This is a genomic window from uncultured Roseobacter sp. (assembly GCF_947495275.1).
In the GTDB taxonomy this organism is placed as follows: domain Bacteria; phylum Pseudomonadota; class Alphaproteobacteria; order Rhodobacterales; family Rhodobacteraceae; genus Roseobacter.
In genome coordinates this window covers 580,396-596,895 of sequence record NZ_CANLYL010000002.1, presented here as the reverse complement: position 1 = coordinate 596,895, position 16,500 = coordinate 580,396, and the positions used below count along the sequence as shown (strand labels likewise).

The 16,500-nt window shown below is 56.9% G+C and carries 19 protein-coding genes; 11 read left to right on the top strand and 8 right to left on the bottom strand.

Going from position 1 to position 16,500, the window contains the following annotated elements:
• The first annotated feature begins 46 nt into the window (after positions 1-46).
• Genes Q0802_RS06215 through Q0802_RS06205 form a run of 3 tightly spaced genes read left to right on the top strand, consistent with a single transcriptional unit; the run spans position 47 to position 2,217 of the window.
• On the top strand, positions 47-901 hold the full coding sequence (locus Q0802_RS06215; RefSeq protein WP_298915122.1) for a DUF692 domain-containing protein: 855 nt from the start codon (positions 47-49) through the stop codon (positions 899-901).
• On the top strand, positions 898-1,653 hold the full coding sequence (locus Q0802_RS06210; RefSeq protein WP_298915120.1) for a DNA-binding domain-containing protein: 756 nt from the start codon (positions 898-900) through the stop codon (positions 1,651-1,653). Before Q0802_RS06215 ends, Q0802_RS06210 begins: the two co-directional genes overlap by 4 nt.
• On the top strand, positions 1,654-2,217 hold the full coding sequence (locus tag Q0802_RS06205; RefSeq protein WP_298915118.1) for a DoxX family protein: 564 nt from the start codon (positions 1,654-1,656) through the stop codon (positions 2,215-2,217). It begins immediately after the preceding gene.
• On the opposite strand, the gene Q0802_RS06200 is transcribed toward Q0802_RS06205, so the two are convergent.
• Positions 2,203-2,520: an ArsC/Spx/MgsR family protein gene (locus tag Q0802_RS06200; protein WP_298915116.1), complete on the bottom strand. Its 318-nt coding sequence runs from the start codon at positions 2,518-2,520 to the stop codon at positions 2,203-2,205. The two genes, Q0802_RS06205 and Q0802_RS06200, sit on opposite strands and share 15 nt — an antisense overlap.
• Positions 2,521-2,707: 187 nt before the next feature.
• Here Q0802_RS06200 and Q0802_RS06195 point away from each other — a divergent pair, with 187 nt between their 5' ends.
• Positions 2,708-2,914 (top strand): cold-shock protein, encoded by a 207-nt coding sequence (locus Q0802_RS06195; protein WP_195820234.1) that lies wholly within the window; start codon positions 2,708-2,710, stop codon positions 2,912-2,914.
• Between the two features lie 300 nt (positions 2,915-3,214).
• Here the strand turns inward: Q0802_RS06195 and Q0802_RS06190 are convergent, their stop codons facing one another.
• The 4 genes from Q0802_RS06190 to thyX form a co-directional block, all read right to left on the bottom strand.
• Positions 3,215-4,399 carry a cytochrome P450 gene (locus tag Q0802_RS06190; RefSeq protein ID WP_298915113.1) on the bottom strand — a complete coding sequence of 395 codons (1,185 nt, stop codon included), beginning with the start codon at positions 4,397-4,399 and terminating at the stop codon, positions 3,215-3,217.
• Between the two features lie 234 nt (positions 4,400-4,633).
• Positions 4,634-4,960 carry a TraR/DksA C4-type zinc finger protein gene (locus Q0802_RS06185; protein ID WP_298915111.1) on the bottom strand — a complete coding sequence of 109 codons (327 nt, stop codon included), beginning with the start codon at positions 4,958-4,960 and terminating at the stop codon, positions 4,634-4,636.
• Positions 4,961-5,475: 515 nt separating this feature from the next.
• On the bottom strand, positions 5,476-5,808 hold the full coding sequence (locus Q0802_RS06180) for a hypothetical protein (protein ID WP_298915109.1): 333 nt from the start codon (positions 5,806-5,808) through the stop codon (positions 5,476-5,478).
• Between the two features lie 122 nt (positions 5,809-5,930).
• A complete protein-coding gene (gene thyX, locus Q0802_RS06175) occupies positions 5,931-6,845 on the bottom strand; it encodes an FAD-dependent thymidylate synthase (protein ID WP_298915107.1) in 915 nt (304 codons plus the stop codon).
• A gap of 185 nt (positions 6,846-7,030) precedes the next feature.
• Here thyX and Q0802_RS06170 point away from each other — a divergent pair, with 185 nt between their 5' ends.
• The 3 genes from Q0802_RS06170 to Q0802_RS06160 are packed head-to-tail and all read left to right on the top strand — an operon-like array spanning position 7,031 to position 8,887.
• Complete coding sequence (locus tag Q0802_RS06170; protein WP_298915105.1) at positions 7,031-7,459, top strand: VOC family protein; 429 nt, start codon at positions 7,031-7,033, stop codon at positions 7,457-7,459.
• The gene (locus Q0802_RS06165; RefSeq protein ID WP_298915103.1) at positions 7,456-8,169 is read left to right on the top strand and encodes a DUF1194 domain-containing protein; all 714 of its coding nucleotides are present in this window, start codon (positions 7,456-7,458) and stop codon (positions 8,167-8,169) included. The genes Q0802_RS06170 and Q0802_RS06165 overlap by 4 nt, the downstream gene beginning before the upstream one ends.
• A 4-nt stretch (positions 8,170-8,173) precedes the next feature.
• Positions 8,174-8,887, top strand: a complete 714-nt coding sequence (locus Q0802_RS06160) for a DUF1194 domain-containing protein (RefSeq protein WP_298915101.1) — start codon at positions 8,174-8,176, stop codon at positions 8,885-8,887.
• On the opposite strand, the gene Q0802_RS06155 is transcribed toward Q0802_RS06160, so the two are convergent.
• The 3 genes from Q0802_RS06155 to Q0802_RS06145 form a co-directional block, all read right to left on the bottom strand.
• Positions 8,881-9,393 (bottom strand): winged helix DNA-binding protein, encoded by a 513-nt coding sequence (locus Q0802_RS06155; protein ID WP_298915099.1) that lies wholly within the window; start codon positions 9,391-9,393, stop codon positions 8,881-8,883. The two genes, Q0802_RS06160 and Q0802_RS06155, sit on opposite strands and share 7 nt — an antisense overlap.
• 94 nt (positions 9,394-9,487) lie before the next feature.
• On the bottom strand, positions 9,488-9,754 hold the full coding sequence (locus Q0802_RS06150) for a succinate dehydrogenase assembly factor 2 (protein ID WP_298915097.1): 267 nt from the start codon (positions 9,752-9,754) through the stop codon (positions 9,488-9,490).
• Complete coding sequence (locus Q0802_RS06145; RefSeq protein ID WP_298915095.1) at positions 9,738-10,145, bottom strand: helix-turn-helix domain-containing protein; 408 nt, start codon at positions 10,143-10,145, stop codon at positions 9,738-9,740. The genes Q0802_RS06150 and Q0802_RS06145 overlap by 17 nt, the downstream gene beginning before the upstream one ends.
• An 88-nt stretch (positions 10,146-10,233) precedes the next feature.
• Here Q0802_RS06145 and Q0802_RS06140 point away from each other — a divergent pair, with 88 nt between their 5' ends.
• From Q0802_RS06140 to Q0802_RS06125, 4 genes are all read left to right on the top strand, one after another.
• Entirely contained in the window at positions 10,234-11,436 is a 1,203-nt protein-coding gene (locus tag Q0802_RS06140; RefSeq protein ID WP_298915093.1) for a pyridoxal phosphate-dependent aminotransferase, read from the top strand.
• Between the two features lie 24 nt (positions 11,437-11,460).
• A complete protein-coding gene (locus Q0802_RS06135; RefSeq protein WP_298915091.1) occupies positions 11,461-11,868 on the top strand; it encodes a hypothetical protein in 408 nt (135 codons plus the stop codon).
• 306 nt (positions 11,869-12,174) lie between these two features.
• On the top strand, positions 12,175-13,329 hold the full coding sequence (locus Q0802_RS06130; RefSeq protein WP_366523303.1) for an ABC transporter substrate-binding protein: 1,155 nt from the start codon (positions 12,175-12,177) through the stop codon (positions 13,327-13,329).
• A 72-nt stretch (positions 13,330-13,401) separates the two neighbouring features.
• Positions 13,402-16,194, top strand: coding sequence for a HAMP domain-containing methyl-accepting chemotaxis protein (locus tag Q0802_RS06125; RefSeq protein ID WP_298915089.1), 2,793 nt, complete (start codon positions 13,402-13,404; stop codon positions 16,192-16,194).
• Positions 16,195-16,500 lie beyond the last annotated feature (306 nt).

Below are 16,500 nucleotides of genomic sequence, written 5' to 3'. Positions count from 1 at the left end.
AGAAAACGCGCCGGCACTGGGAAATGACAGCGATTGGAGGGCCAGAATGCTAGACAGTTCCCCGCGCATGGATGGTCTGCCAGCCGCCCCCGGCGTCGGTTATAAGCCTCAGCATTTTTACGATCTGCGCGCGGAGCCCGGCCCCGTCGAGTGGATCGAAATTCATGCTGAAAACTATATGGGGGACGGCGGTCGGCCCCTTGCGCAAATTCGTGCACTCTCGGAACAATTCTCCCTGTCTGTGCACGGCGTGGGTCTCAGCATTGGCGGGCAAACGCCTCTTGATCCCGATCATCTGGCGCGGTTGAAGCACCTCATCCATTGGTCCAAACCAGCAAGTTTTTCCGAACATCTGGCGTGGTCCACCCATGGCGCGGAGTTTCTTAACGATCTGCTGCCGCTCCCATATACCAATGAAACGCTCTGCCGGGTTGCCGATCATATTGATCAGGTACAGGCCGTTATCGGCCACCAGATGTTGCTTGAGAACCCATCGAGTTACCTGGCCTTTGAAGAGAGCACCTGGCCTGAAACCGACTTCCTCTGCGAGCTTGTGAAACGGACCGGATGTGGCTTGCTGCTGGACGTGAACAATGTGTTTGTTTCGGCGACCAATCTCGGCCTGTCCACGCAAAACTACATCGAGAGTTTCCCGCTTCATGCAGTTGGTGAAATCCATGTCGGCGGGCACGACGAGGACTTCGACGATCAGGGGGCGCCTCTGCTCATAGACAGTCATGGTAAACCTGTGCGAGATACGGTTTGGCACCTGCTGGATCAGGTTTTGCTGAAGACCGGGAAAAAACCGGTGCTGGTGGAGTGGGACAATGACGTGCCCGATTGGCCAACGCTCCGCGAGGAAGCAAGCCGCGCAGCACAAGCACTCGCGATGACCGCATGACCTTTTCTCAGGCTGAGTTCACCGTCGCGCTACTGGATCCAGAGAGGGATATCCCGTCTAATCTCACCGATGGGGCCGGAACGCCCGCTGGGAGTCGCTTTTCCGTTTACAGAAACAACGTGACTGTCTCCCTGATCCGGGCGCTGCAAGAAGCGTTCCCGTTGGTGCTAAAGTTGCTTGGGTCAAACACCTTCGAAAGAACTGCGCGGCTCTACGTGGCTGAGCATCCTCCTACATCCCCGCTCATGATGTTTTACGGCGAAGATTTCCCGGCTTTTCTGCGTGATTTCAAACCTTTGGCACATGTGGGATATCTGCCTGATTGTGCAAAACTCGATCTTGCGATGCGGCGCTCGTATCACGCTGCCGACAGCTTAGCTGTGGACCCTGCCGTCTTCCAGGATGCGCCCGATCAGGTATTGACTCGGCGGTTCTCGCTCAGCCCGTCGAGCATATTGCTACGCTCATCATGGCCATTATTCGATATATGGCGCATGAATATGGGGCAGGATGGTTCAAAGCCGCGCGCAATCGCACAGGATGTCATGATCGTGCGCCCGGACTTCGACCCGCAACCGCATGTTTTGCCGAGCGGCGCTGCTGACTGGTTTGAGCGGATCGCGGCTGGCAAGACCTTTGGTGAGGCCCATGAGCAAACCTTGAAACGCGCCCCCGATTTTGACCTTGCGCGGACACTGACTTTTGCGCTGCAATCGGGCATTCTGGCAGATTACGAGAAAAAGGACAGCTGAATGATCTCTTTCTATCATTGGGTAACGGATCGTCTGTCCCGTCTAGACTGGTTGATCCCGACGATGGCGCGCGTTGTATTCGCAGGGACGCTGCTGATGTATTTCTGGGTGTCTGGGTTGACGAAACTGGGCGAAGGGTTTGCGGGCCTTTTCCAACCCTCGGTGGGCGCCTACGCCCAGATTTTCCCCAAAGCAATGGAAGCCGTCACCTACGACACATCCCAACTTTCCTTGTGCCACTGGGCCGTCACTGTTCTCGGAACTTGGGCCGAATTCATCCTCCCTGCCCTGATCGTCATCGGATTGTTCACACGCGTTTCGGCCCTATGCATGATCGCATTTGTAGGTATTCAGTCGGCAACCGATCTATACGGACATGGTGGTTTGGAACACAAAGAAACCTATGGCGCATGGTTCGACCGCTTTGCAGACAGCGCCATAATGGATCAACGAAGCTTCTGGGTATTTCTCCTGCTGGTCTTGGTCATCAAAGGGGCAGGCCCGCTTTCGCTTGACACGGCTCTGCGTCGCTCAAGACCCGCCATGCCGTCACATCACGCCTAGTTCAGCCTGCACTGACGGCGCCCATCCCAGGTAAATATTTTCACCATCCACGATGAGCGGTCGCTTCATCAAAGCCGGGTGAGACTTCAGCAGGTCCACCGGATCCCGCGCCCGCTCTGTCTCATCCAGGCCGCGCCAGGTGGTCGAACGCGTGTTGATCAAGGCATCTCCAAACTTTACCAAGGCACGCTTGGTCAATTCTGCGGAGATACCATCTGCCCTGACATCCACCAAAACTGCCTGCGGCAGCGCCTTCATCGCTTTACGACATGTGTCACAGTTCTTCAGACCATATATTTGCATGATTTGCCCATTTTTATGCTTATCAACGCCAATTTGAGCGCGATTTGTTCTGTTTTGCTTGATTTTTACATCGATTGATCAATCTCTTAAAGGGCGGCAGGGCATCAGAAGGATTATTTCTGTCGCGTGAACAAGCTGTCTCGGAAGCGCTGAGGCGGTAAGTAATACAAAAGGAGGCACGGGACGAATGCCAAACGGCACCGTGAAATGGTTTAATACCACAAAAGGCTATGGCTTCATCGCCCCCGAGGGCGGCGGCTCGGATGTGTTTGTGCACATCTCGGCGGTTGAAAGGTCTGGTCTGACTGGATTGGCGGATGATCAAAAGGTCAGCTTTGAATTATCCGAGGGACGCGACGGTCGCCAAATGGCGAGCGATCTGAAGTTGCTCTGACACCATCCAAATGACGTAGATTGAGTTGCGGGCGGTCGCGGATCGGCCGTATAGTGCGTTGCGGAGAGTTTGCGACCAAAGTATTTCGCCCCGCTTCAATGCAAGATTCAATGGCCGAACGCTGGTCTAGGTTGGCCTTTGTTGGTACCGATAGCCCCCCTCGCATTGCCTCCAACAAAGATGGTAAGAAGCATGAAACGTTGGTAGCCGCTCGTGATCAATGCGCCGCCCCTGGCGCCTCTGAGCTTGCCGGCATCCAAGGAGTTTCGAGGCAGTCACCCCCCATAGCCATGTTTCATTTCACCGCGGGATGCGCGCCGTGAGTGAAGCATAGCCCCTGAATCTGATACGGCGGCCCAGCTTTCTGCCCATAATTTCATAGCCCGGATAGCGCCCCAGAAACCGCTCCAATGCGATGCGTCCTTCCATGCGCGCGAGGGTCAATCCAACGCAGACATGCGGTCCTCCGGCAAAGGCAAGATGCTTGTTGGGGTACCGACTAATTTTGAACTCCGCTGGAGTTTCAAAGACGGATTCGTCCCGGTTCGCCGCCCCTATGCAAAGATGCAGGTTGCTTCCTTTGGGAATGGCATGACCGCCAATGCCAACATCCACGCAGGTCTCACGGTTTCCAAACTGGTTGGGTGACCGAAACCGCAAAATCTCTTCAACGGCATTGTCGATAAGTGCCTTATCGCAAAGGAGTTTCCCGCATTCATCAGGATGATCGTGAAGCAGAGCCAACCCGCTGCCGATCAGATTGGTGGTCGTCTCATGCCCCGCATTCAGGATGAAAATGCAGTTCTGCATAAGCTCGATCTCTGACAGTTGCCCCGTCTCATCCCCCCGGATCAGACGGGTCAGAACATCCGTTTCAGGATCACCCGGTCGGGCCCGCCTACGCGCAATCAGATCCTGCAAATAGGTCTTGAATTCTGTGACGGCCTGATGCCCGCGCGCCAGTTGTCCCGCATCCAGGGTGGGCTCCAATGCGCCCAGAATGGCAAGTGACCAATCCCGCAGCGGAGCACGTTCGCCCTGGGGGATATCAAGCAGGTTGCCAATGACCTGGATGGGGATGGCGGCCGCGAAATCCTCAATAAGATCAGCCTCTTCCGGCATGGCATCCAGCAACGCATCAACGGTCTCGATCAGGCCCGGCTCCATCCGCTTCAAGGCCCTAGGGGTCAGCGCTGAGGTCATGATCCGGCGCACCCGCGTATGCAAGGGCGGGTCGTTGAAAACGAGGCTTGTGGTATGGTGTTCAAAGAGCGGCGTCCCTTCGCCGAACTTCGGCGCAAAGGTCGCTTTTTTATCTGATTTAAAACGGCTTACGTCTCGGTAGATCGCACTTAAATCCGCATGGCGTGACAGCAGGTAGGACCCGTCCGGCTGCGGGCAAACCGGGGCTTCGCGCAACAAGGCATCATAGTAGGGAAAGGGGTTGTCGACGAAATCAGCCGGTGGATTTGAGAGATCAAACATGGGCGCAGTGTGCAACCGGGTTTGTAACTGTCAAATCCTTTACGCAGCGCCCGCGCAACGGTTCGGTGCAGAAATTCTCGAGCCGCTCCAGGACGGATCAAAAACGCCGGAAAACAAGGGCGAATGTCCCTGTGATTTCGGTACACAGGGCGTGCACAGCCTGTGCACCGAAGGCGCACGAAAGCGTGAATTAACCTGCCGCGCGGTCGGATTTATGACCAAACCCTTGGCGCATCACCCGCCGCGCGTGCACTCAAGACAACGGGCGATGGCGGGGTCTGCAGCGAGACGCGCCGGTGCAATCTCCTCGCCGCAATCGGTGCAATAGCCGTATTCACCCTCTGTGATGCGCGTGAGGGCGGCGGCGATCTTCTGACGCTCTGCTTGCCGACGCCGTGCCTGAGCCTGCGCCATCGCCTGATTTTGCAACGCGTCCATACGCGACAATCGCCCGACCGCCTGCTGATCCAGTTCGACGGTTTTTTGACCGTCCAGTCCGGCGGCATCCTCGGCGTCGAGGGCTTTCAGCCGGTCATTCAGAGCAATGCGTCGATCTATCATTCCGGTAGCCTAGTCGGAATACTCGCAAGCTCAAGGGCCCCGCGTCACAAGACGGGGCTGAGTGACGGTCCGTTTCGGTGATCCGATTGGGATTGATTGGAGAGGTGCAGCGGGCTCGCCGAAGGCGCTCAGGAAAAGTCGTGGGCCGGGCGCCAGCCCGGCCTGCCTTTGGATTATTTTGATTGGATTCGGTGGCCGCGAAGTGCCCACCCGAATGGGGGTGAGGCATGGTCCAGTGGAGCTGGATCAAATCCTTCGGGGAAACTATCGGTGCCTTATCCAAAGTTTGCCGCGCCCGCCCCAAGGGGGCGGTTCGGGCGCTGCCCGCCTCTAGCGGGCAAGAGTACCTACAGAAATTGACTTTTTCTGACCAACAGCCTCCATAGACTGCTTCAGAGTCGCTGCCTTACGGGCAAGCCAATCAAGATAATCGATTGATTTTCCCCGATCATGCTCGGTTCGGAGTTGCGAATTGACGATTTGGGCGTTGCCGTTACTAAAAAACCGAACAAACTCTAAATAAGAACGCACATCTTCCGCTGAGAGCATAGAATGGAAGTGGCCAGAGTTGACCAGTGGATCAATGCAGAATAGTCAAAAGCCTGCATCGAAATAAACAAATCGTTTTGTTCGATTTGCCCGGCACCCACCCGATCTTTTAGATAAACAATACGGTCGAGAAAAATGTCGACTTCAGCACAATTCATTTCAGTTTCAGTTTTCAGAACTTTGAAAGCCATCTCTCTTTGTTTAACCGCGGTTTTTTGCATCAATCGATATTGAATCCCGGCACCGGCAACTACGCCGATAAAAACCCAAAATCCATTCCAAAAAGCGATCTGTATCATTTGAAATTCCAAATCCGGTATGTGCCTCCGAAATGCCTACAACTATTTCTTACTTCTTTGGCCACGCCTGCCAGCGCGCCCGTTTTTCACTTAAATGCTCCCCCGGGGCATTTCAGCCCCGCTTACGCAGGGTCGTTCAAAACTCCCTGAAACTCCCGCCATTCGCCCTTGGACATGCCGGATGTCTCCTGCGTGACCTCCTCGCCTTTCAGCATGCGGCGCACGCAGTCCAGCGCTTTGCCAGACATGGTGGCCCCGCCCAGACGGTAGTCCTCAAAGGCGCGGTAGGCGGCGGGCACCCAGTCGGCGACCATGGCGCAGATGGCATCGGCGTAGACGCGGATTTCATATTGCGCGTGCGCGTCAGCCCGCAGGCGCAGGAAGTGGAAAAGGTTGTGCAGGTCCACCTTCCAGTACCATTGGGTGTAGACGTTGGCCGGCAGGTTCATGCGGGCAAGCTCGCGGGCGAGGCCGTCCTGGCCGTCCTGCGAGATCATCTGTTCGTAGTTGTCATAACAGCGATGGCTGTCCGCTTTGAGGATTTCGAGAACACGGGCGGCCTCGTCCCCTTCCAGCACGCCGCCCCGGCCCTGATTGTTGACCACCGATTGCGCGTTGATGTGTTCGGGCGCGGGGATATAGAATTCGCGATCCAGAATGGAGTAGCGGGCGGAGTATTCGTTGACGTTGGCGGTGCGGTGACGAATCCACTGGCGCGCGACGAAAACGGGGAGTTTCACATGCAGCTTGATCTCGCACATCTCAAAGGGCGTGGAGTGCCAGTGACGCATGAGATAGCGGATGAGGCCTTCGTCGTTCTGCACGGATTTGGTGCCGCGACCGTAAGAGACGCGGGCGGCCTGACAGATGGCGGCATCATCGCCCATATAGTCGATGACGCGCACAAAACCGTGGTCGAGCACCGGCTGCGCCTTGTAGAGATGTTGTTCCATGCCCGGGGAGACGGCGCGCAGGGTCTGGCCGGGCTGGCTGCGTTGTTCGTCGATTTCGGCTTGCTGTTCGGCACTCAGCGGCATGGGCGTGGTCCTTTTCGGGTGTGAGTCGCCCACAACTATATCTGGGCGAGACCCATGGCGGAACTGCTATATGCTGTATTTTGCAAATGATCTTTTGCGGCATCACAAGTGCCTGATCGCGCTGGCATCTGGGGCGGGGCGTGCTAGGTTTGCCGCAAATGGTTTTGCAAAACGGGAGGGGCGAGATGAGCCTGAAATACCTGCATACGATGGTGAGGGTGAAAGACCTCGATGCGTCCATCGCATTTTACAAGCTGCTGGGTCTGGAAGAGACGCGGCGGCACGAGAGCGAAGGCGGGCGGTTCACGCTGGTGTTCATGGCTCCGCCCGGGCAAGAGGAATGCCCGGTGGAACTGACCTATAACTGGGATGGTGACGACGGTTTGCCCAGCGACAGCCGTCATTTTGGGCATCTGGCGTACCGGGTCGGGAATATCTACGATCTTTGCCAGCATCTGATGGACAATGGCGTGACGATCAACCGCCCGCCCCGTGACGGGCATATGGCCTTTGTCCGCTCGCCCGATAACGTCTCGATCGAGTTGTTGCAGGAAGGGGATGCGTTGGCCCCGGCGGAACCCTGGTCGAGCATGGAAAACACAGGCCACTGGTGATCCGCGCAGGGCTCGTCGGGCTGTCGCTTTTTGCGAGTGCGGCGCAGGCGGCGGACTGTCGTCTGGCGCTTTTGCTGGCGCTTGATGTGTCGAGCTCGGTTGATGCTGCCGAAGACAGGTTGCAGCGGGGCGGACTTGTCGCCGCCCTGACAGCACCCGAGGTCAGGGCCGCGTTCTTTGCGGTTGAACAACCGGTGGCCCTTGCCGTCTACGAGTGGTCCGGCCGCTACAATCAGGAGGTTCTACTGGACTGGACCCTGATCAAAACTCCCGAACATCTGCTGTTTGCGGCCGAGACGATTGCCGCAAGCCGTCGCAGCCACAATGATTTTCCCACAGCCATGGGCTATGCTCTGGGTTATGGTGCCGGGATGCTGCAAAAAGGGCCGCACTGCCTCTACAAGACGCTGGATATGGCCGGAGACGGGCAAAACAATGAAGGGTTCGGACCCCGCTCTGCCTATGCAGAATTCCCCTTTGAGGGCGTGACCGTGAATGGCCTGGTCATCAATGGGGCCGATTATGAGGCGGAAACCGGCCTCATCGCGTTCTACAAAAGCCAGGTGCTGCATGGGCCCGGGGCCTTCATCGAAATCGCACAAGGGTTTGAAGATTACGAGCGTGCCATGCGGCGCAAGCTTGAGCGGGAACTCACCCCACCTGTTATCGGGCTCGGGGCCGAAAACCCCCGCACGCCGCCAAAAGGATAATCCCATGCGCAACCTGATGATCCTGGGGATGGTATCGGCAGTCTCTGCACAGCCCTCGCATGCCAATTGCCGGCAAGCGCTGGCGCTGGCGCTGGATGTCTCCGGTTCCGTCGATCTCAGGGAGTACCGGCTACAGCTTGACGGGGTTGTGACCGCGCTCAACCATCCCGATGTTGTTGCTGCCCTGCTCGCGGTCCCAACTGCGCCGGTCTCGTTGATGATATATGAATGGAGTGGTCCTGAAGATCAGGCCGTCCTGATCCCCTGGACCCCGGTGACCGGTGCGGAAACACTGGCCAGCATCAGCGCAACCCTGGCGGAGACCGAACGGCGCGATGCGACACCGGGTACCGCTCTCGGCGTTGCCATGCGACTGGGTGCTAAGTTTCTGGAAGCGCAACCGAATTGCTGGAAACATACGCTGGATATATCGGGCGACGGCCAATCAAATCTTGGGCCCCGTCCGCGTGATGTCAAAGCGGGCATCGCGGCAAAAGGCATTACGATCAATGGGTTGGTAATTGGTGCAGATGCACCTGGGATAGGCGACCGCAGGCAATCGGAAATCGGCGAGCTGTCGTCCTATTTCCGGGCCGAAGTGATCACCGGGCCGGACGCTTTTGTGCAAACCGCCATCGGCTTTGAGGCCTATGCGGAAGCAATGACCGCCAAGCTCAAACGAGAGCTCGACGGTCTGGCAATTTCTGCGCTTCAGTAGATGTACCGGATCTGGTCGGACCAATACCGCTCCATCCGCTTGAGCGACCGCGTGATGTCGTCAATGCCCTCCGGCCCCAGAACCCCTTTGTCTTCCAGACCGTCAGCATGGCGCGAAAACAGCTCCGACACGACGGCACGGATTTTCTGACCTTTTTCTGTCAGTTTCACCCGCACCGACCGCCGGTCAATCTCGCAGCGCTGGTGGTGCATGTACCCCATATCCACCAGTTTCTTGAGATTGTAGCTGACATTGCTGCCCTGATAGTACCCGCGGCTTTTCAGTTCACCGGCAGTCACCTCGTTGTCGCCGATGTTGAAAAGCAGCAGCGCCTGTACTGCATTGATCTCCAAAACCCCGACCCGCTCGAATTCATCCTTGATGACGTCCAGCAAAAGCCGGTGCAAACGCTCCACCAGCGACAACGCCTCAAGGTAATTGGTCATGAAGGCCTGTGTCCGGCTGGCCTTTGGCAGGTCCGCTGGGATTTGATCTTGTATGCTCATTTACGCGCTCCGACTCTCTTCAATTTGGTCAGAATTTGCGCGGGAAACGCCAATAATTCGTTAAAAGTGCTAAAACAATGCGCACGATGCCCGATCAGGCGGGGACATCCGGCAATTGTTCGATGATCCGGGAGATCAGTCCAACGTAGGCTTCGGGCACATCATTCTGCCCACTAACCCATTGATATAAATCGTGATCATTCTCGCTCAACATCGCATCATAGAGGTCGAGACCGGCCTCATCCATGGTGTCGAGATTGTCCTGCGCAAAGCGGTGCAGGATCAGGTCCATTTCCTTGATCCCGCGCCGCATTGACCGCATTTTCAGCCGCTTGATGCGATGCTCACGCGGCTCGTTCATGGCTCTCTTCTTTTAAAGCCGAGCGCAATTTCTTCTCCAGACGCCCCAGCTGTTCGACGCGCGCAATCATGTCAGTGCGCAGGTCGCGCAGCTCGTTGAGAATGTCATGCGCGGAGGCTGGCAGGCTGGCCTCTTCCAGGGGCGCCTCGAGGCCCTCGCCCTGTCCGTTCATCAGCCACATCATCGAGACATTCAGCAACCCGGCCATCATCGACAGGCGGTTGGCACGCGGTTCGCTCAAATCGTCTTCCCAGGCGCGCAGGGTCGCGACGCGCACGCCCAGACGGCGCGCCAGTTCGGCCTGTGTCATATCCGCCATCTCGCGCGCCGCAGCCACGCGGTCACCGAATGTTGCAGTCTCAGGGCCGTACCAATCGTTGATGTCGTGCATGCTATGATCTCCTTTGCGATGATCGCGCTTGAATGGTGGCGAAGCGCCCCCTATGAGTCGGCCTTAGTCCTATCAAACAGAGGCCGAAATGGAATTCCTGTCTACGACACTTGCCCGCGTCAAACCGTCTCCCACGATTGCCGTCACAACCAAGGCCGCCGAACTCAAAGCAGCAGGCCGCGACGTGATTGGTCTGGGCGCAGGCGAGCCGGATTTCGACACGCCGCAGAACATCAAGGATGCGGCGGTCGCGGCCATTGCCTCTGGAAAAACCAAATATACCGCCGTCGACGGAATTCCAGAGCTTAAACAGGCAATCTGCGACAAGCTCAAGCGCGATAATGATCTGACCTACACACCCTCGCAGGTCAGTGTGGGCACAGGTGGTAAACAAATCCTTTACAACGCCCTGATGGCCACCCTGAACGAGGGCGATGAAGTGGTGATCCCGGCGCCCTATTGGGTCAGCTACCCGGACATGGTGCTGCTGGCCGGTGGTACGCCGGTGATTGCGGAGGCCTCTTTGCAAACCGGGTTCAAGCTGACGGCCGATCAGCTGGAAGCGGCGATCACCGACAAGACCAAATGGCTGATCTTCAATTCGCCGTCCAATCCAACGGGCGCGGGATACACATGGGATGAGTTGAAACAGCTCACCGATGTGCTGATGCGACACCCGCATGTCTGGGTGATGACCGACGATATGTACGAGCATCTGGTTTATGATGATTTCAAGTTCTGCACGCCTGCCCAGGTCGAGCCGGGGCTTTACGACCGCACACTGACGGTCAACGGTGTCTCGAAAGCCTATGCCATGACAGGCTGGCGCATTGGCTATGCGGCGGGTCCGGAAAAGCTGATCGGCGCCATGCGCAAGGTGCAGTCGCAAAGTACCTCGAACCCCTGCAGCGTCAGCCAGTGGGCCGCGGTCGAGGCGCTGACCGGCACGCAGGATTTCATCGCGCCCAACAACGCGCTTTTCAGCCGCCGCCGCGATCTGGTGGTGTCTATGCTGAACGAGGCGGAGGGCATCCGCTGCCCGGTTCCCGATGGTGCGTTCTATGTCTACCCCTCCATCGCCGGCTGCATCGGCAAGACCTCTGCGGGCGGCACTGTGATCGAGGATGACGAAACCTTTGCCACCGCCCTTCTGGAAGAAACCGGGGTGGCCGTGGTTTTCGGGGCCGCTTTCGGCCTTTCACCCAACTTCCGCGTCAGCTACGCTACCGCAGATGAGGCCTTGAAAGAGGCTTGCACCCGTATTCAGACATTCTGTGCGGGCCTGACCTGACAGGGATCATACGGGGGGAGATGGATGGCAGCAAATCTGCCTGAATACTATTTCCGGGTGCGGGAGAACGGTGCCGCTGTGTTCCGCGTGGACACCGAAAACCGCCATCGCCGGATCGAAATGGATCAGATCGCCGTTGTGAACATTCGCAATGGCGACATCAAACCCCAGGGCGACCGACAGCTTTCGGACGAAGATCTGTCGGTGATTGGTGACTGGATGACGGAACGCAAGGCGCTTCTGGAGATGCGCGATATGGACGATATCCACCGCGCGATGGACCATATGAATCTCACCACACAATGGGCGCAATCGCGGGCCACGGACGCCCAGCTAGAAGACATAACGGACGATCTGCTGCTTGCGATGCATGATCTGCGATCCGTGCTGGTGCGCAAGAAAGCGGACCGGTTGATCAAGAACGGCCAGTGAACCACGCGGCAATAGCCCGACGTCCTGAGACAAAGAACGCGTTCAACTTGTGCAAATCCTCTGAGCAGGAACCTGCCGCGCGCTGAGGGCATTTGCCGGGCTGGCCACGCAGCCTAAAAGCGCGGATATTTCAAGGGCCTGACGGGTTAACGGCGGCCACATTTCCTGACGATCGCGCGTCTTTGATCCTAATTTGAACTGTATTTAAGAGCTTCTGCGCCGCAAAGATCGCGGCATCGTTAAGCGTTTGTTGAAACCTGCGCGCCTAATTGTCGCACAGTGTCAACAGACTTCAGGATTCACATCATGATTCAATTTACCCGCATTGCAGCCCTCGCCGCGATGGCCCTGACTGCTGCCCCGGCGGTTGCCGAACAGGGCGTCACCAGCGACAGTATCCAATTTGCACAAGTGGCCGCCCTCGAAGGCCCGGCCGCGGCTCTGGGCACCGGTATGCGACAGGGGCTGATGGCCGCCTTTGAAGAAGCAAACCGTGCCGGTGGGATCAACGGGCGCACGATCGGGCTGACCAGCATGGATGACGGCTATGAGCCGGACCGGTCCGTCAGCGAAGTACGCGCTGCCATCGACAGCAATGATTATCTGGCGCTTGTGGGCCCCGTGGGCACCCCCACGACGAAGGCAACTCAGCCGATCGCCACAGAGGCGGGGATGCCGATGATTGCCCCCTTCACCGGTGCTGGGTTCCTGCGCGATCCGGCCCTGAAGAACGTTGTAAACCTGCGCGCCACCTATGATGCGGAAACGCAGGCCTGGATCGATTACCTCGTTGACGATCTGGGGCTCACGGATATCGCCATTCTCTTCCAGGACGACGGATTTGGCCGTGTGGGCCTGTCCGGCGTGGAAAAGGCGCTGGAAGCACGCGGCATGTCGCTGGTTGCCCTGGGTAGCTATACGCGGAACACGGTTGCCGTGAAGTCCGCGTTGTTGGACATTCGCAAAGCCAAACCGCAGGCCATTGTCATGGTTGGTGCCTATAAGCCACTGGCGGAATTCGTGAAACTGTCGCGCAAAATGAAAATGGACCCGACATTCGTGACAATCTCTTTCGTTGGTTCCAAGGCACTGGCGACAGAATTGGGTGCAGATGGCGAAGGGGTCATCATCAGCCAGGTTGTGCCGCAGCCATGGGATACCAGCATGCCGATCGTTGCAGAATATCAGGCTGCGCTGACGGCACTTGATGCAGGTGCCGAGCCGGGTTTCGTTTCTCTGGAAGGCTATATCGCCGGACGTCTGACAATCGAAGGCCTGCGCAAGGCCGGGGCCAATCTCACACGTGAAACCTTCATGACGGCCATGAACAATCTTGGCACCATCGATATGGGCGGCATGATTTTGAGCTTCGGGCCCGGCGACAATCAGGGATCAGACGATGTTTTCCTGACCCGCATCGGGTCGAACGGAACCTTCGAAGCCATGAACCCTGGCAGCTAAACTGACCAATGTACCCGGCCTCAGGGCCGGGTCCTCCAAAAGATGAAGATTTCGCGGTCAAGGCCGCGCAGAATGAACAGGAAGGTCACCGGTATGGGCTCCGTTGTCTCTAATCTCTTTGGTTCCGTATTGATGCGGCTTGCGCTGATCTTTGGCGCCTTGGCAGCGATGACGGCAACGGCGATTGTGATTGGCTGGATGGTTTTCCAAACGATTGCGGCCAACATGGTGGTTCTCTCCGAGGAACGTCTGCCGGAGTTGCGCAACAGCGCGCGCGTGGTCGCAGCATCTGACCGCATTCGCAGCGTTCTTGCCAATGTACTGATCGCAGATGACGCAGAAGACCTGGGGTCTCTGGCCGGAAAAACACGCCTGACCATTGCCGATCTGACCGAGGCCGTCGCAGCCCTTGGTGAAAGCAAAGGCGAACGACTTCTCCCTCTTATCACAAAAGTCGAAACCGCCCTCAACGCGCTGACAACGGCGCGCATGGGGGATTTTACGAGCGCCGATCAGGTCGCCCGGGACGTGGAGGGCGCTTTGGCGCTGGCCACCCAAGCCAGTGCGATTCTGGATCAGGCCGGTGATGACGCATATTTCGACCTTGTTCTTGGAGGCGACAGCACTGTTGAAAGCATTGACGAAACGCTCACGCAGCTCATCGAAAGTGATTTCGCCCTCTACCAGGCGACACTGGAGCTTCGCGCGGAAGTTAACCTGATTTCTGGTCTGGCGCTGAGCGTTCTGCAGACGCGCGATCCTGCGATGCTGTCCATTCTGAATGACCTTGCGGATGCCGGTCAGGATCGCCTTGATGCTATTTTGCCAGTGATTTCGGAAGCCGATGCAACGGCTGAACTTGCAGGGATCGTGACCGCAGCCCAGCCCGCCTATCGCGAGATTTTTGCCCAGAATGGTGCCCGGATGCGGCCTGAAAAGATACTTTCTATAAGGCAGGAAATCGACGCGGCCCTATCGTCGGCACTAGACGATATCTATTTCCAACTGGTGATCAACAGCGATGATGCAAAAACAACCAATGAACAATCCATTCGTGGGTTGATGGACGAGCAGGTGTCACGCATTCGCACGCAGGCAGCGCTTGATTCTGCCACAAAATCCTTCTTTGCCTCAGCCATGCAGACGGCGCTTGCCAGGAACGCCGATGAATTGGCAATGCTGCAGGACAAACTGCGGGTTGATGGCGCAAAGCTCAGCGATGCGATGCGTTCAGCGACGGAGGAAGTGGCGTCGAAACTAGAAGAAATTCTGACGATTGCCGATCCGGAAACCGGGATAGCCGCAACACGGGCCGCCTCGTTCGCCGCGCAAGAGGCGGCTGTCAACGCAGCCCAAAGCGCCACGCAGGCCGTGCAGGAAATTGGGTCGGAGATCGCGAGTTTCGCCGCCTCTGCACAAAATGAAATCGACGCAACGGCAGAGACCCTGAATTCAGAAGTCGCACAGGCCAGAGTTCGAATGGAACAGGTTGGCTGGGCCAGTATCGCACTGGTTATTCTGGCGCCTATTTTGATATGGAGCATGGTTACACGCCCGCTGAACCGCGTCACGGCGGTGACAGAAAGACTTGCCCAAGGAGATTTGGCAGAGATAACCGGTATTGCTGGCCACAAGGGAGAAATCGGGCGGATGGCCCGCGCATTGACCGTCTTCCGCGAAGGCGCGCTGGAGCGTATACAATTGCAAGAGGACGATAAAGCCCGTCAGGCAGAGATGCTTGAAAAGGAGCGCACCTCTGAGAGAGAAAAACGCGAGGCCGAAAAGCGTGAACGCGAAGCCGAAGAGCTTCGGGTGCGCAAGGAGAGAGAGCGGGAAGCAGAAGAACAGGCCCGTAATGACGAGATTCGCGCCGCAGCCGACGCCGAACGCAAAGCCCACGCCGACGAGCAGGCCACTGTAGTTGAAGAATTGGCGCAGAACCTGCGACGCTTGTCTGCTGGTGATTTAAGTCACAGGATCGAAAGGGAATTTCCGGGCGCCTATGAAGCACTGCGTCAGGACTACAATGCCGCGATAGACAATCTTGCAGAGTTAATCCAAAAAATTGGAGGCAGCTCCGGGATGATTGATAGCAGCAGTTCTGAGATTGCAGCCTCTTCCCTTGATTTGTCGCGCCGAACGGAAAACGCGGCCGCAACGCTGGAAGAAACGGCCGCGGCTCTCAGCGAGTTGACAAGCAGCGTGACCTCTGCGGCACGCGGTGCAAATGAAGCGTCTGAAACGGTAAAGACCGTCAAGCAAGATACCGAATCCAGCCGTGATGTTATGCAAGAGGCCGTTTCGGCCATGAGTGAAATCGAAGACTCCTCTGCCAAGATTGCCAAGATCGTGGAAGTAATTGATTCCATCGCATTTCAAACCAACCTTCTTGCTTTGAATGCTGGCGTTGAGGCCGCCCGAGCCGGAGACGCAGGTCGCGGGTTTGCCGTTGTTGCGTCAGAAGTTCGCATATTGGCACATCGTTGTTCGGAGGCGGCCACGCAAATCAACACTCTGATCTCGGAATCCACGGGTTACGTCGGAAATGGCGTCGCTTTGATCGATCAAACAAGCAAGGCATTGGAGACGATTCTCACCGGCATCACAAATGTCTCCCAAAATGTGTCGGAAATCGCCGTGTCCGCCAGTGAGCAATCCAGTGGTATCGCTGAAATAAATGTCGCTGTGGAACAGCTGGATCGCTCCACTCAGCAAAATGCTGCGATGTTTGAAGAAACAACGGCAGCCAGCCAGTCCTTAACCAATGAAGCCACCACGCTGGCACAACTTGTCGCGGGGTTCATCATTGACAAAAATGCCTCCACACCGGAGTGCGACCAGGAAATCTCAGAAAGAACTGCTTAAGTCACAGCCAGCCAAGGGGACTTTTTTGCGAGCTAGCCAGATGCGGCTTAGGCATCCTAAAAGACTGCCATTAAAAAATTATCCGCTTTGTGCTTCGGGGCGTATCGGGAAACCCTCGGATGAAAGACCGAAAAATCACTTTCTGAGTTGCTTCAGCTCCACATTTGGACGATCACCTTTGGGCACCCCCGAGATCCATCAAATGGATTTTTCCACTTCGACCTGGCAGGTCAAGAAGTCTACAAACCAATGCGGCCAACTTGCGGCAAGATGACACCGGACTCAAAAATCCTGCGCGATGATGAA